Source organism: Salipiger thiooxidans (genome assembly GCF_900102075.1).
Taxonomy (GTDB): Bacteria; Pseudomonadota; Alphaproteobacteria; order Rhodobacterales; family Rhodobacteraceae; genus Salipiger; species Salipiger thiooxidans.
Genome location: NZ_FNAV01000010.1, coordinates 84816 through 106243 on the forward strand (window position 1 = coordinate 84816; position 21428 = coordinate 106243).

The window sequence follows — 21428 nt, forward strand, 5'->3', positions numbered from 1 at the left end:
GAGCGGTGAGATCTTCCGCGCCGGTGCGTCGTTGCTCTCAGCCATGTCGTTTGCTCCGCTGTTCGATCTGTTCCAGCTCTGCCCGGACCTTGCGGGCCCGCAGCACGCTTGCCACCACGAGGATGACGATCAGCCCGAGCCCGACTCCGTAGGAGGCGAGCACGGCAAAGGCGTATTTTCCGAGGTCGGGCATCATGCCTGGCGCTCCCGTGCCAGCAGCGCACGCGAGCGGCGGGCGCGGATTTCGGTCTGGGTGCGCAGGAAGACCAGCGCCACGAAGAGCAGCACGAAGCCCGCGATGCAGACCAGCGCCGGGTACCAGAAGATGTCTGACACGTTCTCCTGCTTGTCGAGCGACAGCGACGCGCCCTGATGGAGGCCCTGGTTCCAGAACAGCACCGCGTAGCGCGACAGGATCGCGAAGACCGATCCCACGAGGCAGAGGATCGAGGTCAGGTCGGCGGCGGTGTCGTCGTTCTCGATCGCGGACCAGAGCGCCATGTAGCCGAGGTAGAAGAGAAACAGCACCAGGAACGAGGTCAGGCGCGGATCCCACGCCCACCAGGTGCCCCACATCGGCTGCCCCCAGAGCGCCCCGGTCGCAAGCGCGATCACCGTGAAGGTGGCGCCCACCGGTGCTGCGGCGCGGGCGGCCAGCGCCGAGACGTGGTGGCGGCGTACGATCCAGACCAGCGACGCCACCAGCATCATCGCCCATGCGTTGATGGCCATCATCGCGGCGGGCACGTGCAGGTAGAAAATCTTGACGGTTGAGCCCTGCCGGTAGTCGTCGGGAGTGAAGAAGAAGCCCCAGACCAGTCCGGTCGCGAGGCACAGCACCGCCGCCACCGAGATCCACGGCAGCACCACATCCGTGGTGCGGATGAATTTCACGGGGTTGGCGTATTCCCAGATCGACATGGCTCTCCCCTAGCGCAGCTGCTGGATGGTTTCACCTGAATTTTGCGTCATGAGCAAGGGCACGTGGCGCCGCAGCCCGAGGCTCCCGGAGCGCACAGGCCGCCCCCGTCACCGCAGGTTGATGCGCAGCACCGCGGCACTCGCGAAGGGCAGCAGCGCGATGACGCCTGCGCTGACCCCGCCCAGCATCAGAAGCGGCGTCTCGACCGCCAGCCCTTCGGCCCCGCGCCGGGCCACTTCGGCGCCGAAGATCAGCGTCGGCACGTAAAGCGGCAGCACCAGCAGCGACAGCAGCAGCCCGCCGCGCTTCAGCCCCACGGTCAGCGCTGCGCCGAAGGTGCCGATGACCGACAGCGCCGGCGTGCCCACTGCGAGCGACACCATGACCCAGAGATAGCCCCCCGGCGGCAGGCTCAGCAGCACGCCCAGCAGCGGCGCCGCCAGCACCAGCGGCAGGCCCGTGGTCAGCCAGTGCGCCAGCGCCTTGACGGTGACGATGCCCTCCATCGGCAGCGGCGCGGTGGCCAGCAGATCGAGCGAGCCGTCCTCCCAGTCGAGCGCGAGGATGCGGTCGAGCGACAGCAGACAAGCCAGGAGCGCGCCGATCCACAGCACCCCGGGCGCGATGCGCGACAGCAGGCCGGTCTCGGGCCCGACGCCGAAGGGTACCAGCACCGTGACAATCAGGAAGAACGCCAGCCCGAGGCCGAAGCCGCCCCCGGCGCGCACCGCCAGCCGCAGGTCCCTCAGCAGCAGCGCGATCACAGGAAGGCCTCGTCCTGCACCGCCGCGCGGGGCGCGGCCTTGTAGGGGGTCATGTCGAAGATCTCCGCCTCGGGGATGCCGAGGTCGATGTGGGTGGCGATCAGCGCCGAGCCGCCCTCGGCGAGATGCCGGCGCACCGCCGCGGCGAAGAGCGCCACCGAGGCCGTGTCGAGCGACACCGTGGGCTCGTCCAGCACCCAGACCGGGCGCCCGGTGACCATCAGCCGCGCCAGCCCCAGCCGACGCTTCTGCCCGGCCGAGAGATTGCCCGCGAGCCGGTCCGCCAGCCCCTCTAGATCGAAGTCCCGCAGCGCCGGGGCGATGTCGGTCGTGCCGAAGACCTGCGCCCAGAAGCGCAGGTTCTCGGTCACCGAAAGCATGGATTTCAGACCGTCGGAATGGGCGGCATAGGCGATGCGCTCGCCGGCGCCCTCGATGGTTCCCTCGAAGGGCGGCTGCAGCCCCGCCACGGTGCGCAGCGTCGTGGTCTTGCCGCAGCCATTGGGGCCGCGCAGCACCAGCGCACGGCCGGGCGCGAGGTCGAACGAGACCCCCTCAAGCACCGGCACCCCGCCCCGGGAGACCGCAAGATCGCGCACAGTCAGCATCATGGGGTCGGAAGTACCTCAGCCCCACGTCCGGGAAAAGCGGCAAAAGCGCGCGGCGGAGCGTCGCCCCGCCGTTTCGTCAGTCCGGAACGACGCACCCTGCCACCGCCGCCCGAAGGCGCCGCGTCAGACCGGCAGAACCGCCAGCGCGACGCGCCGGCCTTCGCCGAGCAGCACGTTGTAGGTACGGCAGGCTGAGGGCGAGTTCATGATCTCGAATCCGACTCCGGCCTCTGCCAGTCGCTCCGAGAGCTCCTTCGGCAACGGCGCCATGGCGGTGCCGGTCCCGATGAAAATCACGTCGGCATCATCGGCGAGCCGGACGAGCGTTTCCGCGTCCTCGAGCCCACCCCAGGCGAGGGCGCCTTCCACAGACAGGCACAGCGCACCCTCGACCGCACGGCCACCGACCCGGAAAAACCCCGGGCCATAACCGTCCACGGGCTGCGCTGCCCCGAAGCTGATTTCCTTCATCTGCATGGTAGTCCCCTAGTCCCATACCGGCAATCCCAGCACGATTGCCGTTGCGATGATAAGGTAGGCCACAACACGGTATCCCTCCTCCCGTGCCGGTCTGAACAGCGCCTGGCCCACTTTCGTGCCCAGACCATACGGCAGAAGCATGAGAAGTCCAAGAGGAATGGCCGCCTGGGTCAGGAGGCCCTGAAGGGCCATGAGCGGCAGCAACAGCACCGTGGTAAGGGTCAGGAAGACGAGGATCGTGGCCCGCGACCGCGCCACCGTGTCCTGCCCCGCGAGCTGGAACAGGATGAGCACCGGTCCCAGAAGGCCGGTCGCGCCGCCGACGAAGCCGGTAGCCCCGGCCACCGCCATGCGCATCCCCGGCCCGGGCACCGCGCGGTAGCGCCAGCCGGTCACCAGCGCCGCCAGCGTCACCGCGGCCACGCTCACCACCGCCCAGCGGAGCCACGTCATGTCGGCCTGTTTCAGCACCCAGAGCCCGACCGCGACGGCGGGCAGCGCCGCGCCCACCATGAGCACCGTGTTGCGCCGGTTCACCTCGGTGACGGCGCGCGGCAGCACGGTGAAGACCGAGGCCAGCGAGCACAGGCTGAAGGCCGCGATCGAGGTCTGCACCGGCAGGAAGATCGCCCCCACCGGCATGAAGACCAGCGCCGAGCCGAAGCCGGCGAAGCCGTAGACCAGCCCCGCCACGAAACACGTGACGAGCATCACCCAGAGCCCGGGGACTGCCAGGGCCTGGGCGAAGGCGTCAGACACTCGCGCCTGCGGACGGGCCCTTCGATTTGGACTTGCCGTTGGCCTCGGCCTCGGCGTCCGGCTTCGACCAGTCACGCTTGACGCCCAGCCACAGCAGGAGGGCCGAGGCCACGAAGATCGACGAGTAAGTGCCGACGAAGACGCCCCAGATCATCGCGAAGACGAAGCCGCGGATCACGTCGCCGCCCAGTGCGAACAGCGCGAAAAGCGCCAGCAGCGTGGTGAGCGAGGTCATGATGGTCCGGCTCAGCGTCTCGTTGATCGAGATGTTCAGCACTTCCTTCAGCGGGCGCTTCTTGTACTTGATCAGGTTCTCGCGCACCCGGTCGAAGACCACCACCGTGTCGTTCAGCGAGTAGCCGACGATGGTCAGCAGCGCCGCGATGATCGACAGGTCGAAGCGGATGCCCACCTCGGAGAACACCCCGATCGTCAGCAGCACGTCATGCACCAGCGCCAGAACCGCCCCGGCGGCGAACTGCCATTCGAAGCGCAGCCAGATGTAGACCAGCACCGCGCCGATGGCGAGCGCCACGGCGAGGAAGGCGGTCTGGATGAGCTCGCCCGACACCTTGGGCCCGACGCTCTCGACCGAGACGAAGCGGATGTCCGGTGCGACCTGCTGCAGCGCCGCCTCGACCGCGGCGATGGTCTCGGGGGTGACGGCTTCCTCGTCGTCCTGCGCCTGGATGCGCACCATGGCGACGTTCTGCTCGGGGCCGAAGCTCGGGTCGAAGACCTCGGAGATGGTGCTGTCGCCGATCCCCAGCGCGTCGATGGCCTGGCGATAGGCGCCCACGTCCACCGGCTGCGCGCTCTCGGTGCGGATCGTGGTGCCGCCCATGAAGTCGATGCCGTAGTTCAGGCCGCGGACCCCGAAGCTCACCATCGCGAGCATCAGCATCACGCCCGAGATGCCGAGCCAGAGCTTCCAGTGCTTGAAGAAGTCGAACGAGGTCTCGTCCTTGACCAGTCGAAGATGGCGCATGTCAGATCTCCAGCGTCCGGGGGCGGCGACGTTCGAACCAGATCACGATCAGCAGGCGCGTCACCCAGATCGCGGTGAACACCGAGGTGACGATGCCGAGGCCCAGCGTGATGGCGAAGCCCCGCACCGGCCCCGAGCCGATGACATAGAGGATCACCGCGGTGATGATGGTGGTGAGGTTGGCGTCGATGATTGCCGACAGCGCCCGCTCGTAGCCCAGCTCGATGGCGCGGGCCGGGCCGCGGGCGGATTTCAGTTCCTCCCGGATGCGCTCGAAGATCAGCACGTTGGCGTCCACCGCCATACCGACGGTGAGCACGATGCCGGCGATGCCGGGCAGCGTCAGCGTGGCGCCGATGGCCGAGAGGATGCCCATGATGAGCCCGATGTTCAGGATCAGCGCCACGTTGGCGAAGAGTCCGAAGAGCCCATAGGTCAGCGCCATGAAGATCAGCACCGCGGCGAAGGCCACGCCGGTGGCGAGCTTGCCCGCGTCGATGCTGTCCTGCCCGAGTTCGGGGCCGATGGTGCGTTCCTCGAGGAAGTCGAGCCCGGCGGGCAGCGCGCCTGCGCGCAGCAGCACCGCGAGGTTGGTGCTTTCCTCGACGCTGAAATTGCCGGTGATGATGCCCGAGCCGCCGGCGATGTGGCTCTGGATGACCGGGGCCGAGATGACCTCGTCGTCGAGCACGATGGCGAAGGGCGAGCCGATGTTCTCGGCGGTGTAGTCCCCGAACTTGCGCGCGCCACTCGGGTTGAAGCGGAAGGTCACCGCGGGGCGGCCGTTCTGGTCGAAGGAGGGCTGGGAATCCACCAGTTCCTCGCCGGTCACCACGGGCGCCTGTTCGAGCACGTAGTATACGCCGTCCTCGTCGAGCGACGGCAGCACCTCGTTGCCGGATCCTGCGTTTTCGTTGGGGTTGGTGGTGCGGCTCACCACCGGCTGGAAGGTCAGCTGCGCGGTGGTGCCGATGATGTCCTTCAGCTCGGTCGCCGAACCGATGCCGGGCACCTGGATCAGGATCCGGTCAGAGCCCTGGCGCTGGATCGTGGGTTCGCGCGTGCCGACCTCGTCGATGCGGCGGCGAATGATCTCGAGCGACTGGCGCATGGTGCGCTCGTCGGTGGCCTGGCGCTCGGCCTCGGAGAGCTGCACGACGATGTCGCTGCCCTCGCCCGAGACCTCGAGGTCGGTGGCACCGGCGCCGGTGAGCGAGACCACCGGCTGCGCCAGCGCCCGCACCAGCTCGAGCGCGCGGGCCATGCCGTCGGGCTTCGAGATCCGCACCCGCAACGTGCCGGGCTCGGAGCTCTGCAGCCGGATGGTGCCGACCTCGTCACGGGCGCCGCGCAGGGCGTCGCGCACGTCGGGCCAGAGCGCCTCCATCCGGGACTGGTAGACGTCCGCCACGCGGACCTCGGCCAGAAGGTGGGCTCCGCCCCTCAGGTCGAGACCGAGGTTGACGAGATCCGAGGGCAGCCACTCGGGCCATTGCCCGGCCTGCGCCTCAAGCTCGGCGGTGGACCCCGACTTCTCGATCGCCTTCACGGCGTCATTGTGGGATTCCACGCGGGAGTAGAAGAGGTTGGGCGCCGCCAGCACCAGCCCCGCCACCACGAGCGCCCAGATAAGGACGCGTTTCCAGGTATCGATCTGCAGCATCTAGGCGCCCTTCGGGTCTTGATCTCAGCTTTCGGCCGGTTCGGTCTTGGAGAGCACCTGCGCGATGGTGTTCTGGACCACGCGCACCCGGACGCCGTCAGCAATCTCGATCTCGACCTCGTTGTTTTCCTTGACCTTCGAGACCTTGCCGATGATGCCCCCCTGGGTGACCACCTGATCGCCGCGGCGCAGGGCGGTAACCATCTTCTGGTGGTCCTTCATCTTCTTCTGCTGGGGACGGATCAGCAGGAAATACATGATCGCGAAGATCAGGATGAGAGGGATAAACTGGGCAATCGCGCTTGTGTCCATGGGCGGGCTCCTCGTGTGTGATGGGTGGGGGCCTCCCCCCGTGAAGTCGCGCGGAACCTATGTGCGAACGTTAGCGGATGCAAGGCGTCAACACCGCGTCCCAGCGCCCGGAAATGCGCCACATCAGGGGTCCCCGCGCCGTCCCTGCCCCCAGACGCGCCTTGACGCATCGGCAGCAACCGCTCCGGTTGCGGCGGAGGCGGGAGATCGGCGCGTGAACGAGGGTGCGCCCGTTCACGCCGGCGCCAGCACGCCGACGCCGGCGAAGGGATCACGGCACGGGAACCGCATGGAGCGCTAGACTCCGAGGGTCACTGATGGCGTCAGCACAGGGAACGCACGGCCTCGCGAGGTCCCGTTGCCACCAGCACAAGGAGCGCGCGGCCTCAAGGATCACCGATGACGCCAGCGCCGGGGCCCCTGCCGCCTCACCTGCCCCTGCGGCCCGCGAGTGCCTGCGCTATTGCGCCAGGGACCGGCCTCCGCCTAGGCTGGCGGGGTCGCCGCAGTGCTGACGCGGCACGGGGCCGCCAACCGATGCCCCGACCAGAACCACGGGCGAACCGCCTACCCCATGCGAACCAGACGGGACGGGATCCGATGCGCTTCTTGATCACTCTAGGCCTCACCGCCAGCTTCCTTGCGGGGTGCGCGCAATGCACGCCCGGTCGTCCGACCGCCGACGTGAACATCAATGTCGGTACCGGCGGGATCGGCACCGGCGTCTCGGTCGGCAAGCAGTGCGGCCCGATCAATTTCAGCGTGGGCGGCGGCAAGTACTATCACCCCGACTGGTGAGCCCGTGCCCCGGCGCCTCCGCCCTCCGCGGCTGCTGGCCGCGGCGCTCCTTGCGTTGAGCACCGGAGCCGCCGCCGCGCAGGAGCTGCCGGCCCTGCCGCTCGAGGATCACACCGCGTGGCAGGCGGTGGGACGGCTCAACACCAAGGGCTACAACCGTCGCGGCATGTGCTCTGGCGCGCTCGTCGCTCCCGACCTCGTGCTGACCGCGGCGCATTGCCTCGCCGGGCCCGACGGCAACCCGGTGCGCCCCGAGACCCTGCATTTCGTCGCGGGCTGGCTCGGCGGCGAGTTCGCCGGCGAGAGCGCCGTCGCCTCCTACGAGATCCACCCGCGCGCCTACGCCCGCGTGACGCTCGATATCGAGCACGACCTCGCGCTGGTGACGCTGGCCACGCCGCTCGACGTGACGCCGCTGACGCTCGGCAGCGCGCTGTCCCCGCCCTTTGCCCTCGTGGGCTACCACGACCACCGCCCGCACCGGCTGTCGGCGCGCTTCGACTGCGCCGGCGCCCGCGACCACCGGCTGCTGCGCATCGCCTGCCCGGTCCGGCCCGGCAACTCCGGCGGGCCGGTGCTGGCCGGCGGTCCGGGCTGGCGCATCGTGGGGGTCGTGGCTGCCGCCGCGCAGGGCGATACGCTGGCGGTGCCGGTCGATGAATGGCTTCGCGAGCGCCTGTTGCGGGGCGCCCCCTACACCTCCGAGTGAAAAGAGGGCATAACCGCCGCGACTCGCACCCGAAAAGAAGGACTAGGGACGATGCACGACATCCGCGCCATCCGAGAAAACCCCGCCGCATTCGACGCGGCGCTGTCTCGCCGCGGGATGCCGTCGCAATCGCCGGCCATCCTCGCGATGGACGAAGAGCGCCGCGCCGCGATCCACGCCGCCGAAACCGCTCAGGCCGAGCAGAACAAGGCCAGCAAGGAAGTCGGCAAGGCCAAGGCCAGCGGCGACGAGGCCGAGTTCGAGCGCCTGCGCGCGCTGGTGGGCGAGAAAAAGGCCGAGGTCGCGGAGATGCAGACCAGGGCCAAGGAGCTCGACGCGCAGCTCGCCGAGCTGCTCATGGGCCTGCCCAACCTGCCCTTCGACGACACGCCCGATGGCGCCGACGAGGCCGACAACGTCGAGATCCACCGCTGGGGCACGCCCGCATCGCTCGATTTCACGCCCAGGGAGCATTACGAGCTTCCCGGCGTGGTCAAGGGCATGGATTTCGAGACCGCCGCCAAGCTCTCGGGCGCCCGCTTCGTGGTGCTCTCCGGCGCCGTCGCGCGCATCCACCGGGCACTGGCGCAGTTCATGCTCGACACCCATGTCGAGGAGAACGGCCTCACCGAGACCTGGACCCCGGTGCTGGTGCGCGAAGAGATGATGTACGGCACCGGGCAGCTGCCGAAATTCGGCGATGACAGCTACCAGACCCGCGAGGGCTGGTGGCTGGTGCCCACCGCCGAGGTGACGCTGACCAACATCGTCAACGGCCTGACCGTGGACGAGGACACCCTGCCCCGCCGCTATGTGGCGCACACCCAGTGCTTCCGCTCCGAGGCGGGCAGCGCCGGGCGCGACACCGCGGGCATGCTGCGACAGCACCAGTTCGAGAAGGTCGAGATGGTCTCGATCACGCACCCGGACAAATCCCGCGACGAGCTCGACCGGATGACCGGCTGCGCGCAGGGCATCCTCGAGAAGCTCGGCCTGCCCTACCGCACGGTGGCACTCTGCACCGGCGACATCGGCTTCGGCGCGCGCCGCACCCATGACCTTGAGGTCTGGCTGCCCGGCCAGAACACCTATCGCGAGATCTCCTCGGTCTCGGTCTGCGGCGATTTCCAGGCCCGGCGCATGAACGCGCGCTTCAAGCCCACGGCAGGCGGCAAGCCCGACTTCGTGCACACGCTGAACGGCTCGGGACTCGCGGTCGGCCGTTGCCTGATCGCCGTGCTCGAGAACGGTCAGCAGGCGGACGGCTCGGTCAGGCTGCCCGAGGCGCTGCAGCCGTGGCTCGGCGGCCGCACCACGCTCACCGCCAACGGGGACCTGGTCTGAGGATGAACAAGCTCTGGGCAGCACTGGTCTTCGTGGCCGCGGTGATTTTCGCTGCCGGGCCGGTGCTGTTTCCCGGCTTCGCGGGGTTCGCGCCTGACGCCTTCCCCGTGCCGCAGGACAACCCGCCGGTGCAGCCGGCGGGCTACACTTTCGCGATCTGGGGGCTGATCTACCTCTGGCTTGTGGCGGGCACCGGCTTCGGCCTGTTCCGCCGCGCCGAGGACCCGGACTGGCAACCTCACCGCAAGCCACTGCTGCTGAGCCTCGCCGTGGGTGTGGTCTGGCTGCCGGTGGCACAGCTCTCGCCGATCGCGGCCACGGTGCTGATCTGGGTGATGCTGGTCTCGGCGCTGATCGCGCTCTTTCTCGCGGGCGACATGGACCGCTGGCTGCAGACCTCTCCGCTGGCGGTCTACGCGGGCTGGCTCACGGCGGCGGCCTCGGTCTCCATCGGGCTGCTGCTCGCGGGCTACGGGCTGCTGCCCGCCACGCCCGCCGCACTGGTAGGGCTCGCCATCGCCCTCGCCATCGCGCTGGTGATCCAGTACCGCCTGCACCGCGCGCCGCTCTACGGCATCACGGTGATCTGGGCGCTGGTGGGTGTGATCGTCGCCAACTCCTCGCCGTTCAACATCGCGGTGGCCGGGCTGGCGGTGCTCGGGATCTTCGCGATCCTCGCCCTGCGCGGCACCGACACCGAGTAATCCCCTCCCGAGACGCAGCGCCTGCGCGACCCCGGACTTGCGCCGCCGGCGTTTCCCGCCAAACTGGTCCCGGCCCCGCCGATGGAACCCGCCGCCACCGGCCGGTGTTTGGGTTGCAGTGTCACGGACGAGGACCCACGAGAATGCAGATCTTCCGCTGCCCCGCCTGCGGCGCATCGCTCTACTTCCACAACACCGGCTGCACCTGCGGACAGCAGGTCGTCTTCGCCCCCGACGCGCAGGTGATGCTGCCGCTGGCCGAGGCCGAGGCTGAACCCTGTGCCAACCGAGAGGTGATCGGCTGTAACTGGACCGCAGAAACCGGCGGGCTCTGCCGCTCCTGTGCCATGACCGAGACCCTCCCCGACCTGCGCGAGGACGGCAACCGGCCGCTGTGGGAGACCTCGGAACTGGCCAAGCGCTGGATGCTCGCGAACCTGATCCGCTGGGGCTGGTTCACCCCCGACGATCCCGGCGCGCGCCCGGTGTTCCGGCTGCTCTCCGAGAACACCGCCTCGGGCGAGGCCGACATCGTGATGGGTCACGCGGACGGGCTGATCACCATCAACGTCACCGAGGCAAGCGAGGCGGTGCTGGCCGAACGGCAGGAAGAGCTGGGCGAGCTCTACCGCACCATGCTCGGCCACATGCGCCACGAGACCGCGCATTTCCTGTTCCTGCGCCTCTCCGAGGACCCGGCCTTCGCCGAAGCCTTCCGCGCCCTCTTCGGCGACGAACGCGAGGATTACGGCGCGGCGCTGCAACGGCATTACGAGGCGCCGAAACCGGCGGATAACGACCACATCACCAGCTATGCCACCGCGCACCCACACGAGGACTGGGCCGAGACCATCGCCCACCTGCTGCACCTGATCGACCTGGTGGACAGCGCCGCCGCCGCGCAACTGGCGCTGCCCGACGGCCCCGAGTCCGGCCATGACGCCTATGCTTCGGGCGACACCGAGCACGAGATCACCATGGCCATCGACCTTGCCATCGCGATCAACCACGTCAACCGCGCCATGGACCTGCCCGACCTCTACCCCTTCGTGCTGACCCAGGGCGTCCGCGACAAGCTCGCCTTCGCCCACGGCTGGCTCCGCCGCAACGCCACGAGCGACTGAGCGCACCACCGGCAGAGCCCTTCGCCGCACGCCCACAAACCCCGTCCCGACAGACGCACGCGCCAACCGCCCCGTCACGAGGCCCCGCCCTTCATCTTGCCAGATAAACTCCGGGGGTGAATTGGCCGCAGGCCAAGAGGGGGCAGCGCCCCCCATCTGCCTACGCGGTCCTCACCACGAAACCCGCACCACGCAGCCCGGACCCGACGCCCCGGTCCCCCGGAACTCCGTCCGACCTCACCAGCCGGCGAAAGCCTCTTCCGGAACATATTGCCGGATCACGTGGAAGAAGATGTCGATCTCGAGCGCCAGTCCGACCTCGATATCGTTGAGCTCGGGCCCGCTCCAGCGATGCTGCTCGAGCCGGCCGAGGAAATCGCGTCGGGTCTGCTCGTCGCGGGGCTCCAGCGGCAGGGTCTCGGCGGCGCGCAGCAGGTCGATGCGCTTGTGGACCTCGCACATGGCCATGAAGGCTTCCATCATCACCCGCGTGAGCCGCGGTTCGTCGCGCCAGCTCTGGCCGGCGAAGACCTCCTGCACGACGCGGTTGCCGGCGCCGAGGCAATCATAGGCGACGCAGCCCGCCATGCCCTCATCGGTCAGCCGGTCGTGGATCGAGCAGCTGTGTCCCGCGAGGTTCCGGCAGGGCTCACCGGGGTTCTTGTCGAAGGCGAAATCCCGGCCCTTGTCGAAGGTCAGCACGAGACAGCAGAGCGCCGCGCATTTCGAGCAATCGGTCTTGAGAAGATCGGTCTGGGACATGATGGCTTTCGGCTCTCGAGGGTCTGTCGGGTTGTTGCGCCGTCCTATCCCGCGAAACGCTCCCGGAGTGCAAGGTGCGGCCCGCTCGACGCGGGCGGTGCCGGGGCTGTGAAACGGCCGAGCGTACTTCAGGAAGCGCCCCTGCGCCTGCCCGACCCTGCCCTGCGGCCATCTGACGCTTCGCCTGAGAAACGCCCCCTAAGCCACTGGATAAAAATAATACTCTACGGAAGAGCCTGGAGACCGCGAACATACGCAGGGCAAACGCCCGCGCCCCGGGCGACGGGATTCATAGAAACCTATACCGAAACCCGTGGCCTTGCCCGCGATCCCGGACCCGCGCGGAGTCGAACCGGTCCAGCGTCGGCCAGCCAAGTCGCCGATGCGCCGGAGAAGCCTGCAAAACGGCACCGCCGGCCCGAGGCTCAGCCCTTGCGCTTGCCGAGGTGTTTCTTCAGCGCGCCGGCGTTCTTCTCGCGGCGGCCCTTGTAGGGGTTCCGGTCGCCCTGTCCGCGCATGTAGAGCCGGATCGGCGTGCCCGGCATGTCGAAGGCCTCGCGCAGGCCGTTGACGAGGTAGCGCGTGTAGCTGTCGGGCATCTTGTCGGGATGCGAGCACATCACCACGAACCCCGGCGGCCGGGTCTTGGCCTGGGTCATGTAGCGCAGCTTGATGCGCTTGCCCTGCGGTGCGGGCGGCGGGTGCGACGAGACCATGCCCTCGAGCCAGCGGTTGAGCTGGCCGGTCGAGACGCGGCGGTTCCAGATCTCCCAGGCCTTCAGGATCGCGGCGTTGAGCCGGTCGAGCCCGCGCCCGGTCTTCGCCGAGACCGTCACCAGCGGCGCACCGCGAAGCTGCGGCAGCAGCCGGTCGAAGGCCTCCTTGAGATCGCGCAGCTTCTCCTGCTTGTGCTCTTCGACGTCCCACTTGTTGACGGCGACGACCACGGCCCGGCCCTCGCGCTCGGCGAGGTCTGCGATGCGCAGGTCCTGCTGCTCGAAGGGGATCGCCGCGTCCAGCAGAACGACCACCACCTCGGCGAACTTAACCGCGCGCAGGCCGTCGGAGACCGAGAGTTTCTCGAGCTTTTCCTGGATTTTGGCGCGCTTGCGCATGCCGGCGGTGTCGAAGATCCGCATCGGCGTGCCGTCCCAGTCCAGCCGGACCGAGATGGCGTCGCGGGTGATGCCGGCCTCGGGGCCGGTCAGCAGCCGGTCCTCGCCGAGGATCTTGTTGATCAGCGTCGACTTGCCCGCGTTCGGGCGGCCCACGACGGCGATCTGCAGCGGCTTCTTGTCGGTGATCTCGGGCAGCGCCGTGTCGATGTCGTCGCCGTCCTCCTCGGACAGCTCGACCTCGGTCTCGGGCGCTTCCTCGGCGGCACGCTCGGCAAAGCCGTCGGACAGCGGCATCAGCACGCTGTAGAGCTCCGGCATGCCCTCGCCATGCTCCGCCGACAGGCGCAGCGGCTCGCCGAGCCCCAGCCCGTAGGCTTCGAGCACGCCCGCATCCGCAGCGGCACCCTCGGCCTTGTTGGCGGCGAGGATCACGTGCTTGGAGCGCTTGCGCAGGATCTCGGCGAAGACCTCGTCGGTGGGCGTCACGCCGACGCGGGCGTCGATCATGAAGAGGCAGACGTCGGCCATGTCGACGGCGCGCTCGGTCAGGCGCCGCATGCGGCCCTGCAGGCTGTCGTCGGTGGCCTCTTCGAGGCCTGCCGTGTCGATCACGGTGAAGCGCAGGTCGCCGAGCTTGCCCTCGCCCTCGCGCAGGTCGCGCGTCACCCCGGGCTGGTCGTCGACCAGCGCGAGCCGCCGGCCCACAAGCCGGTTGAAGAGCGTGGATTTGCCGACGTTCGGACGGCCCACGATCGCGAGGGAAAAGGTCATTTCATGCACCTCAAGGTCACAAGCCGCCCCGATAGCGCATTTGCGCCGCTGGCGAAAGGGGACTCTGGCCCGCGCCGTTCAGGACGCGGCGCAGGGTCGATCCGGGTCCGGGGCCGCTGGCTCAGCGATAGGCGATGAGCTGTCCGTCCTTGGACACAACATAAAGCGTCGAACCCGCAACCGCAGGCGCCGTGGTGGCGCCGCCCGGCACGGCGGCGGTTGCCACCAGAGCGCCGGTTTCGGGGTTGAAGCTGCGCAGGTAGCCATCGGACGAGGCCACGACAACGCGCCCGCCCGCCAGCACCGGGCCGTGATGCGCATAGGCGCTGTCGCGCTTGCGCTGCGGGCGCCGCACCGGCTCGTAGCCGGGAAGCTGCACCGCCCAGATCTGCTCGCCGGTGGAGGCGTCGAGCCGCACCAGCTGGTTCATGTCCGAGACGAGGAAGATCGAGTCGCCCGCGGGCCAGACCGGCCCGAGCGCGCCCATGCGCGCGGTCCAGAGCCGCTCGCCGCTGCCGAGGTTGAAGCCCACGACCCGACCGGAGTGGTTGCCGACGAAAACGCGGTTGCCCGAAATCACCGGCCCGCCGGTAATATCGCCGACCGAAGCCAGCGCCGAACCGATGCGGCGGCCGACGACGTCGGCGCTCCAGAGCCGCAGCCCGCCCTGACGGAAGGCCGCCTGCACACCGCCGTTGCCGAAGGCGAAGATCACCGCGTCGTCGCTGAGCGCGGGGGTCGGCGCACCGGCCACGTTGGTGATGTTCTCGATCGCGTCCAAGGTCCAGCGCACGCGGCCGTTGCCGGCCTCGATCGCCCAGCCGGTACTGTCGCCCGAGGTGACATAGACCAGCCCGCCCGAGACGGCAGGCGCGCCGGTGGCGGTGTTGCCGAGCTTCTGGGTCCAGATCTCGGCGCCGGTGGCGGCGTCGAGTGCGGTGAGCTGGCCGAAGCCGGACGCGACATAGAGTCGCCCATCCGCCGCCGCGAGCCCGCCGCCCTGTGCCTGCTTGGCCGCGTCGCGGGCCGGCACCATGCTCTTCTGCCACAGCATCTGGCCCGAGGTGCTGACCGCGCTGACCATGTGCTCGGCGTCCATCGTGAAGATGCGGCCGCCCGAGACCACCGGGTCGACGTTCAGCCGCTCGCGCCGGCTGTCGCCCGCACCGATGTTGACCGAGAAGATCGGCCGCAGGCTGGCACCGAGCGCCGGGTGCGACACCCGCGCGAAGGGCGACACCGGGCTCTGCGCCCAGTTGGCGTTGTTCACGCTGGCCGGCAGCGCGATGGCGCGCGCGGTGTTGACCGCGACCGGCTCGGTCTCGCCGTCCTGCAGGATTTCCCGCGTGCCGAAGCGTTCCCCGGGAAGGATGACCTCGGGCTCCTCGCAGGCCGAGAGCATCGTCAGCCCGATGAGCCCAGCCGTGATCGTGGTGATGCGCAAATCCCCTGCCCCCGTCTTTCCTGCTTTAGTCCTGCCGAATTATCGCCGTTCAGCCGGCGTCGGGCTTGCCGCCCATGGCTACAATCAACTGAGACGCGCGCTGGCGCAAGCCCGCGGTGGCCTCGGAATCCTCGATGATCCGCTGCAACCGTGCGTTCGCGGCATCGGTGTCGCCCTGCTCGATCTCGAGAAGCGCGAGCTGCTCTTCTGCCAGCAGCCGCAAGGGCTTGCCCGGCACGGCCAGCGCCTCGAGCCCGACCCGGCGATCCTCGGCCGAGAGCCCGCTGTCGGAGCGGCTGAAGGCCTTGTAGCTGGCGATCTCGCGGTAGATCTCGGGCACGTCGCCGTTCGACGCCACGGCCTCGAGCGCCTGCTCGGCGGCGTCTGCGTCACCCGCCCGGGCGGCCTCGGATGCGGTCAGCATGTCGATGAGCGCCTGCGCGCCCGGCCCAGCTGCAGAGATTTCGGACAGCGCCGAAACGCGGGCTCCGGCCTCGTCGGCGTCGAGCGCGGCAAGGATCTCGTCCCCGAGCGCCTGCGCCGCGGCCTGATCCCGGACGGAGGTGTATTCGCGCCACGCGGCGCCCCCCACCAGCACCAGGACCAGCAGCACGGCCACCCAGCCCCAGCGTTTCATGAAGGCGAAAAGACGGTCGCGGCGGACCTCTTCGGTCACTTCGTCGATGAAACTGTCGGTATCGCTCACGGGGGCCTCGCTGGTCGTCGTTCGCCCCCTCTTACCCTCCCGCGCCGGGACTGCCAAGGCATCCTCTGGCGCCGTTCCGCCACCAGCGCTCGCACCCGCGTGAGGACGCTTGATCGAAACACGCAACACGCGTAAACTGAACCAGACAGTTCAGTAGCGATCCGTAACGAGCCGTCTACACTCCGATGGAAGAAGGGTGGCGCCGCCACCCGCGCGGCGCAACGCTTTCCGGTGCATCCGGCCAGCCTTGGGCCGTTGTCGCACAAGCTGGCCGCGCGCGGCCAAGGAACGGAAAGACCGGAACGATGCGTATCATCTCGATCCTCACGGCGCTTGTGGTTATGGCCGTGCTCTATGGCGTGGTGATGGAGCGCGACCGCCTGCTGGGCTGGGCCAATGACATTGCGCCGACCGCGGGCGCCGCCCCCGCCGCCGAAGAGCCCGCCGACACCGCCGGGGCAGAGGCTGAGGCCGAAGAGCCCGCCGCGCCCGAGACGCGCAGCGGCGCCGTGGCGGTGATGGCGATGCGCTCCGTCGCGCAGGAGATCGACGACGCGGTGCTGCTGCGGGGCGAGACGCAGGCCTCGCGCGAGGTCGACGTGCTGGCCGAGACCAGCGGCCGCGTGATCTCGGAGCCGCTGCGCAAGGGCCGCGCCATCGAGACCGGCGATCAGCTCTGCCGGCTCGAGCCCGGCACCACCGGGGCCTCGCTGACCGAGGCCGAGGCAGCGCTGGCCGAGGCGCAGGCGCAGCGCCCGCAGGTCGAGGCCCGCATCCCCGAGGCCGAGGCCACGCTGGCGCAGGCCGAGGCGCAGCTGGAAGAGGCGCAGATCAACCTCACCGCAGCCGAGCGCCTGTCCGAGAACGGTTACAGCTCGCGCACCACGCTGGCCTCTGCCCGCGCCTCGCAGCGCGCCGCCGAAGCCGCCGTGCGCAGCGCCGAGGCCGGGGTGAAATCCGCCACCTCCGGGATCGACAGCCTTGAGGCACAGATCGAGAGCGCCCGCGCCGCCGTCGCCCGCGCCCGCACCGAGGTCGACAACCTGACCATCATCGCGCCCTTCTCCGGCGTGCTCGACAGCGACACCGCCGAGCTTGGCGCGCTGATGAGCGTGGGCACCACCTGCGCCACGGTGCTGCAGCTCGATCCGCTGCGCATTGTCGGCTACGTGCCCGAGGCCGAGGTCTCGCGCGTGCGGCAAGGCGCGCCCGCGGGCGCCCGGCTGATCGACGGCGCCACGGTGACCGGACAGGTGAGCTTCGTCGCCCGCCGCGCCGACGAGACCACCCGCACCTTCCGCGTCGACATCACGCTGGCCAACCCCGACCTTGCCATCCGCGCCGGCCAGACCGCCGAGATCGCCATCGAGGCCGAGGGCGCCATGGCCCATCTGGTGCCGCAGTCCTCACTGACCCTCGACGATGACGGGCGGCTCGGGGTGCGTACGGTCGACGCCGACAGCACCGCGCGCTTCCTGCCGGTCACCGTGCTGCGCGACACCCGCGACGGCATCTGGGTCGGCGGCCTGCCGGCCGAGATCGACCTGATCACGCTGGGACAGGAATACGTCACCGACGGTGTCCCCGTCGCCCCGAGCTTCGAGGAGATCATCCAGTGACCGGACTGGTCGATTGGGCCGCTCAGCGCGCCCGCATGGTGATGGCGTTCATCTTCCTGTCGCTGGTGGCGGGCGGCTACGCCTATGTCACGCTGCCAAAGGAGGGTGAGCCCGACATCGAGATCCCCGCGCTCTTCATCTCGGTGCCCTTCCCCGGCATTTCGGCCGAGGATTCCGAGAAGCTGCTGGTCAAGCCGATGGAGACCGAGCTCGCCGATCTCGACGGGCTCAAGACGCTCTCGGGCGTGGCCTCCGAGGGCTATGCCGGCGTGGCGCTCGAGTTCGAGTTCGGCTGGAACAAGACCGAGACCATGGCCGACGTGCGCGACGCCATGAACAAGGCCGAGGGCAATTTCCCCGACGGGGCCGAGAACTATTCGATCAACGAGATCAACTTCTCGGAGTTTCCGATCCTGATCGTGTCGCTCACGGGCCCGGTGCCCGAGCGCACCATGGCGCAGGTGGTGAAGGACCTGCAGGACCGGGTCGAGGCGCTGGATTCGGTGCTCGAGGCGGGCATCGCCGGCAACCGCGACGAGATGGTCGAGGTGGTGATCGACCCGCTGCGGCTCGAGTCCTACAACGTCACCGCCAACGAGCTCATCAACGTCGTGCGGAACAACAACCTGCTGGTGGCGGCGGGCGAGGTCGAGACCGACAGCGGCTCGTTCTCGGTGAAGATCCCGTCGAGCTTCGACGAGCCCCGCGATATCTACGACCTGCCCGTCAAGGTGAACGGCGACCGGGTGGTGACGCTGGGCGATCTGGCCACCATCAGCCTGACCTTCGAGGACCGCCAGGGCACCGCCCGCTTCCAGGGCGAGAACACCGTCGCCCTGCAGGTGGTCAAGCGCAAGGGTTTCAACCTCATCGACACCGTGGCCGAGATCCGCGCCGTGGTGGCCGCGGCCGAGGCCGACTGGCCGCCCGAGCTGCGCGCGGCGGTGACCGTGGCCGCCAGCAACGACCAGAGCGTGATCGTCGATTCGATGGTCAAGCAGCTCGAGGGCTCGGTGCTGACCGCCATCGCGCTGGTGATGATCGTGGTGCTGGCCTCGCTCGGCACCCGCGCCGCGCTGCTGGTGGGCTTCGCCATCCCGACCTCGTTCCTGCTGTGCTTCCTGCTGCTCTGGGGCATGGGCATCACCGTGTCGAACATCGTGATGTTCGGCCTGATCCTTGCCGTGGGCATGCTGGTCGACGGTGCCATCGTGGTGGTGGAATACGCCGACAAGCGGATCTCGGACGGGGTCGGCCCGATGCACGCCTATGTCGAGGCCGCCAAGCGCATGTTCTGGCCGGTGGTGTCGTCCACTGCCACCACGCTCTGCGCCTTCCTGCCGATGCTGTTCTGGCCGGGCGTGGCGGGGCAGTTCATGGGCATGCTGCCGGTGACGCTGATCTTCGTGCTCTCGGCCTCGCTGGTGGTGGCGCTGATCTACCTGCCGGTGATGGGCGGCGTCTCGGGGCGGTTCTCGCGCATCCTGCACCGCAAATCCGACCGGCTGCGCCGCAGGCTGCCCAACTGGTGGGCCCGGGCGGCGCTGGTGCCGGTGGCGCTGCTCGGCATGTTCGTCGGCGCCATGATGGTGCTGAACCCCGACTTCCTCTTCTTCTCGCCCTTCTCTGGCTACACGGCACGGATGCCGGGCATCGTGGTGTTCCTGCTCTTCGCGGTCATGGCCTCGATCACCCTCGACGCCGCCCGCATCGAGCGCACCCGCCGCCGCATCCGCGCCCAGTACCGCCGCACCCTCTTCGGCCGGCTGATCGCGCTTGTCACCGGCAACCCGGTGATGCCGCTGGTGACCATCGGCGCGGTGGTGTTCTTCGTGATTTCGGTGTTCGGCTACTACGGCGAGAACAACAACGGCACCGAGTTCTTCACCGAGAGCGAGCCCGAGCAGGCCATCGTCTACGTGCGCGCCCGTGGCAACCTCTCGCTTGCCGAGAAGGACGCGCTGGTGCGCCGGGCCGAGCGCATCGTGCTGGCGCACCCTGGCATCTCGACCGCCTTCGCCTTTGCCGGCGACGGCGGGCTTTCGTCCAACACCGGCGGCTCGGAGCCGCCCAAGGACACCATCGGGCAGATCCAGCTCGAGATCGTGCCGTGGGACCAGCGCCGCGACCGCCCCGAGCTTGACGGCGACATCGTGCTGGCCGAGCTGACCGAGGCCATGGGCGACATCCCCGGCATGCAGGTCGAGATCATCGATCTTGCGATGGGGCCGGCCTCGGCCAAGCCCGTGCACCTGCGGCTCAAGGCCGACGACTGGGACACGCTGCTGGCCGCGACCGAAACGGCGCGCGCGCAGTTCGACGCCATGCCCGGGCTGCGCCAGATCGAGGACACCCGTCCCCTGCCCGGCATCGACTGGCAGATCGACGTCGATGTCGAGGAAGCCGGCCGCTACAGCGCCGACGTCGCCACCGTGGGCGCCATGGTGCAGCTCGTCACCCGCGGGCTGACGCTCGACACCATGCGGGTGGACAGTTCGGACGAGGAGATCGACATCCGCGTGCGCCTGCCCGAGAAGGACCGGGTGCTGTCGACGCTCGACAACCTCAAGGTGCGCACCGCCGACGGGCTGGTGCCGCTCTCGAACTTCATCTCGCGCAAGCCCGTGGCCAAGCTCGCCGAGATCAACCGCGTCGACCAGAAGCGCCACTTCGACATCAAGGCGGGCGTCGAGGACGGGCTGGTGAAATTCACCACCGACGACGGCCAGACCGGCTTCGGCCGCGAGGATCCGGAGGGCGCGCTGACGCTGCGCGGCAAGCGCTACACGGTGATCGACGGCGCCCCGGCGTCCGATCTGGCGGAGCTGGCGCAGGACGGCGCGCTGCACGTGGTGCCGGTGACGCCGAACGAGCGGATCGCGGCGCTCACCGAATGGCTCGAAGCCAACCCGCTGCCGCAGGGCGTCACCTGGGAATGGACCGGCGACCAGGAGGAAGAGGCCGACAGCCAGGCCTTCCTCGGGCAGGCCTTCTCGGCGGCGCTGGCGTTGATGTTCGTGATCCTGCTGGCGCAGTTCAACAGCTTCTACAACTCGGTGCTGGTTTTGCTCGCGGTGGTTCTCTCGACCGCGGGGGTGTTCCTCGGGATGATCGTGCTCGACCAGACCTTCTCGATCATCATGTCGGGCACCGGAGTGGTGGCGCTGGCGGGTATCGTGGTCAACAACAACATCGTGCTCATCGACACCTATCAGGATTACTCGCGCTACATGCCGCGGATCGAGGCCATCATCCGCACCGCCGAGGACCGGATCCGGCCGGTGCTGCTGACCACCATCACCACCATCGCGGGGCTGTTCCCGATGATGATCGGCCTGTCGCTCGACTTCTTCGGCGGCGGCTACGCCATCGACAGCCCGACCTCGCTGTGGTGGAAGCCGCTGGCCTCGGCTGTGGTCTTTGGGCTGTCGATCGCGACCGTGCTCACGCTGGTCTTCACCCCGGCGATGCTGGCCCTGCGGGTGTGGTTCAGCACCTACCTCGGCTGGATCGCCCGGGCGCTGGCGGCACTGTCCCTGGGCGCGAGCAGCCGCGCGGCGCAGGACTGGGCGCTCGCGCGGGCGGCACGGCGGGTGAAGGCGCCGACGATTCTCTGGGAGGACATGCCCGATGCCGCGCCCCTGCCCGCGACTTCGGCGGCGAAACTGAAGGCGGCGGAGTAGCGGGAGCGTCTGTCTGCCTGTCGGGCACCACGCGGGCGGAGCGGGACCGATGCCTCCGGCGGGAGTTTATCCGGCAAGATGAAGCTTGGGGCGCGGAGCGTCCCTGGCCGGTGCTCTTGGCGAGCGTCGGATGCCTCCGGCGGGAGT

20 protein-coding genes are annotated in these 21428 nt (G+C 69.1%); 7 read left to right on the forward strand and 13 right to left on the reverse strand.

Features of this window, described 5'->3' with window-relative positions; all coding sequences use genetic code 11:
- Positions 1-37: 37 nt before the first annotated feature.
- From ccmD to yajC, 9 genes are all read right to left on the reverse strand, one after another.
- Positions 38-196 (reverse strand): heme exporter protein CcmD, encoded by a 159-nt coding sequence (gene ccmD / locus BLQ77_RS15970; protein ID WP_008884827.1) that lies wholly within the window; start codon positions 194-196, stop codon positions 38-40.
- Positions 193-921 carry a heme ABC transporter permease gene (locus BLQ77_RS15975; RefSeq protein WP_008884204.1) on the reverse strand — a complete coding sequence of 243 codons (729 nt, stop codon included), beginning with the start codon at positions 919-921 and terminating at the stop codon, positions 193-195. Before BLQ77_RS15975 ends, ccmD begins: the two co-directional genes overlap by 4 nt.
- A 108-nt stretch (positions 922-1029) precedes the next feature.
- Positions 1030-1686 carry a heme exporter protein CcmB gene (gene ccmB, locus BLQ77_RS15980; RefSeq protein WP_008885957.1) on the reverse strand — a complete coding sequence of 219 codons (657 nt, stop codon included), beginning with the start codon at positions 1684-1686 and terminating at the stop codon, positions 1030-1032.
- Positions 1683-2297 carry a heme ABC exporter ATP-binding protein CcmA gene (ccmA, locus tag BLQ77_RS15985; RefSeq protein WP_008885398.1) on the reverse strand — a complete coding sequence of 205 codons (615 nt, stop codon included), beginning with the start codon at positions 2295-2297 and terminating at the stop codon, positions 1683-1685. The genes ccmB and ccmA overlap by 4 nt, the downstream gene beginning before the upstream one ends.
- Before the next feature lie 123 nt (positions 2298-2420).
- Entirely contained in the window at positions 2421-2774 is a 354-nt protein-coding gene (locus tag BLQ77_RS15990; protein ID WP_089961006.1) for an Mth938-like domain-containing protein, read from the reverse strand.
- Between the two features lie 9 nt (positions 2775-2783).
- Complete coding sequence (locus BLQ77_RS15995) at positions 2784-3536, reverse strand: sulfite exporter TauE/SafE family protein (RefSeq protein WP_242661741.1); 753 nt, start codon at positions 3534-3536, stop codon at positions 2784-2786.
- Entirely contained in the window at positions 3529-4524 is a 996-nt protein-coding gene (gene secF / locus BLQ77_RS16000; protein WP_008883663.1) for a protein translocase subunit SecF, read from the reverse strand. Before secF ends, BLQ77_RS15995 begins: the two co-directional genes overlap by 8 nt.
- A gap of 1 nt (position 4525) precedes the next feature.
- The gene (gene secD / locus BLQ77_RS16005) at positions 4526-6187 is read right to left on the reverse strand and encodes a protein translocase subunit SecD (protein ID WP_008884280.1); all 1662 of its coding nucleotides are present in this window, start codon (positions 6185-6187) and stop codon (positions 4526-4528) included.
- 24 nt (positions 6188-6211) lie between these two features.
- On the reverse strand, positions 6212-6499 hold the full coding sequence (yajC, locus tag BLQ77_RS16010) for a preprotein translocase subunit YajC (protein ID WP_008885212.1): 288 nt from the start codon (positions 6497-6499) through the stop codon (positions 6212-6214).
- Between the two features lie 600 nt (positions 6500-7099).
- Here yajC and BLQ77_RS16015 point away from each other — a divergent pair.
- The 5 genes from BLQ77_RS16015 (at position 7100) to BLQ77_RS16035 (ending at position 11178) form a co-directional block, all read left to right on the forward strand.
- Positions 7100-7297, forward strand: a complete 198-nt coding sequence (locus BLQ77_RS16015) for a hypothetical protein (protein ID WP_040383966.1) — start codon at positions 7100-7102, stop codon at positions 7295-7297.
- Positions 7298-7301: 4 nt separating this feature from the next.
- Positions 7302-8006, forward strand: coding sequence for a trypsin-like serine peptidase (locus tag BLQ77_RS16020; protein ID WP_089961007.1), 705 nt, complete (start codon positions 7302-7304; stop codon positions 8004-8006).
- A gap of 51 nt (positions 8007-8057) precedes the next feature.
- Positions 8058-9350, forward strand: a complete 1293-nt coding sequence (gene serS / locus BLQ77_RS16025) for a serine--tRNA ligase (RefSeq protein ID WP_089961009.1) — start codon at positions 8058-8060, stop codon at positions 9348-9350.
- 2 nt (positions 9351-9352) lie between these two features.
- Positions 9353-10054 carry a TspO-related membrane protein gene (locus BLQ77_RS16030; RefSeq protein ID WP_089961011.1) on the forward strand — a complete coding sequence of 234 codons (702 nt, stop codon included), beginning with the start codon at positions 9353-9355 and terminating at the stop codon, positions 10052-10054.
- A 143-nt stretch (positions 10055-10197) separates the two neighbouring features.
- A complete protein-coding gene (locus BLQ77_RS16035; RefSeq protein WP_089961015.1) occupies positions 10198-11178 on the forward strand; it encodes a zinc-binding metallopeptidase family protein in 981 nt (326 codons plus the stop codon).
- A 237-nt stretch (positions 11179-11415) separates the two neighbouring features.
- Here the strand turns inward: BLQ77_RS16035 and BLQ77_RS16040 are convergent, their stop codons facing one another.
- The 4 genes from BLQ77_RS16040 to BLQ77_RS16055 form a co-directional block, all read right to left on the reverse strand.
- Positions 11416-11940, reverse strand: a complete 525-nt coding sequence (locus BLQ77_RS16040) for a hypothetical protein (RefSeq protein WP_089961017.1) — start codon at positions 11938-11940, stop codon at positions 11416-11418.
- 425 nt (positions 11941-12365) lie between these two features.
- Positions 12366-13829: a ribosome biogenesis GTPase Der gene (der, locus tag BLQ77_RS16045; RefSeq protein WP_089961018.1), complete on the reverse strand. Its 1464-nt coding sequence runs from the start codon at positions 13827-13829 to the stop codon at positions 12366-12368.
- Positions 13830-13950: 121 nt separating this feature from the next.
- Entirely contained in the window at positions 13951-15273 is a 1323-nt protein-coding gene (locus BLQ77_RS16050) for a BamB-related PQQ repeat family beta-propellar protein (protein ID WP_089961021.1), read from the reverse strand.
- Between the two features lie 49 nt (positions 15274-15322).
- Positions 15323-15979: a tetratricopeptide repeat protein gene (locus BLQ77_RS16055; protein WP_089961023.1), complete on the reverse strand. Its 657-nt coding sequence runs from the start codon at positions 15977-15979 to the stop codon at positions 15323-15325.
- Between the two features lie 305 nt (positions 15980-16284).
- Here BLQ77_RS16055 and BLQ77_RS16060 point away from each other — a divergent pair, with 305 nt between their 5' ends.
- On the forward strand, positions 16285-17598 hold the full coding sequence (locus BLQ77_RS16060) for an efflux RND transporter periplasmic adaptor subunit (protein ID WP_089961028.1): 1314 nt from the start codon (positions 16285-16287) through the stop codon (positions 17596-17598).
- A complete protein-coding gene (locus tag BLQ77_RS16065) occupies positions 17595-21281 on the forward strand; it encodes an efflux RND transporter permease subunit (RefSeq protein ID WP_089961031.1) in 3687 nt (1228 codons plus the stop codon). Before BLQ77_RS16060 ends, BLQ77_RS16065 begins: the two co-directional genes overlap by 4 nt.
- Positions 21282-21428 lie beyond the last annotated feature (147 nt).

Excerpts from the sequence above, each read along its gene's own strand:
- BLQ77_RS16015 (WP_040383966.1), top strand. The coding sequence starts at position 7,100 with ATGCGCTTCTTGATCACTCTAGGCCTCACCGCCAGCTTCCTTGCGGGG.
- BLQ77_RS16040 (WP_089961017.1), bottom strand. The coding sequence starts at position 11,940 with ATGTCCCAGACCGATCTTCTCAAGACCGATTGCTCGAAATGCGCGGCG.
- yajC (WP_008885212.1), bottom strand. The coding sequence starts at position 6,499 with ATGGACACAAGCGCGATTGCCCAGTTTATCCCTCTCATCCTGATCTTC.
- secF (WP_008883663.1), bottom strand. The coding sequence starts at position 4,524 with ATGCGCCATCTTCGACTGGTCAAGGACGAGACCTCGTTCGACTTCTTC.
- BLQ77_RS15975 (WP_008884204.1), bottom strand. The coding sequence starts at position 921 with ATGTCGATCTGGGAATACGCCAACCCCGTGAAATTCATCCGCACCACG.
- secD (WP_008884280.1), bottom strand. The coding sequence starts at position 6,187 with ATGCTGCAGATCGATACCTGGAAACGCGTCCTTATCTGGGCGCTCGTG.
- der (WP_089961018.1), bottom strand. The coding sequence starts at position 13,829 with ATGACCTTTTCCCTCGCGATCGTGGGCCGTCCGAACGTCGGCAAATCC.
- serS (WP_089961009.1), top strand. The coding sequence starts at position 8,058 with ATGCACGACATCCGCGCCATCCGAGAAAACCCCGCCGCATTCGACGCG.
- ccmA (WP_008885398.1), bottom strand. The coding sequence starts at position 2,297 with ATGATGCTGACTGTGCGCGATCTTGCGGTCTCCCGGGGCGGGGTGCCG.
- ccmD (WP_008884827.1), bottom strand. The coding sequence starts at position 196 with ATGATGCCCGACCTCGGAAAATACGCCTTTGCCGTGCTCGCCTCCTAC.
- BLQ77_RS16035 (WP_089961015.1), top strand. The coding sequence starts at position 10,198 with ATGCAGATCTTCCGCTGCCCCGCCTGCGGCGCATCGCTCTACTTCCAC.
- BLQ77_RS15990 (WP_089961006.1), bottom strand. The coding sequence starts at position 2,774 with ATGCAGATGAAGGAAATCAGCTTCGGGGCAGCGCAGCCCGTGGACGGT.
- BLQ77_RS16030 (WP_089961011.1), top strand. The coding sequence starts at position 9,353 with ATGAACAAGCTCTGGGCAGCACTGGTCTTCGTGGCCGCGGTGATTTTC.
- BLQ77_RS16060 (WP_089961028.1), top strand. The coding sequence starts at position 16,285 with ATGCGTATCATCTCGATCCTCACGGCGCTTGTGGTTATGGCCGTGCTC.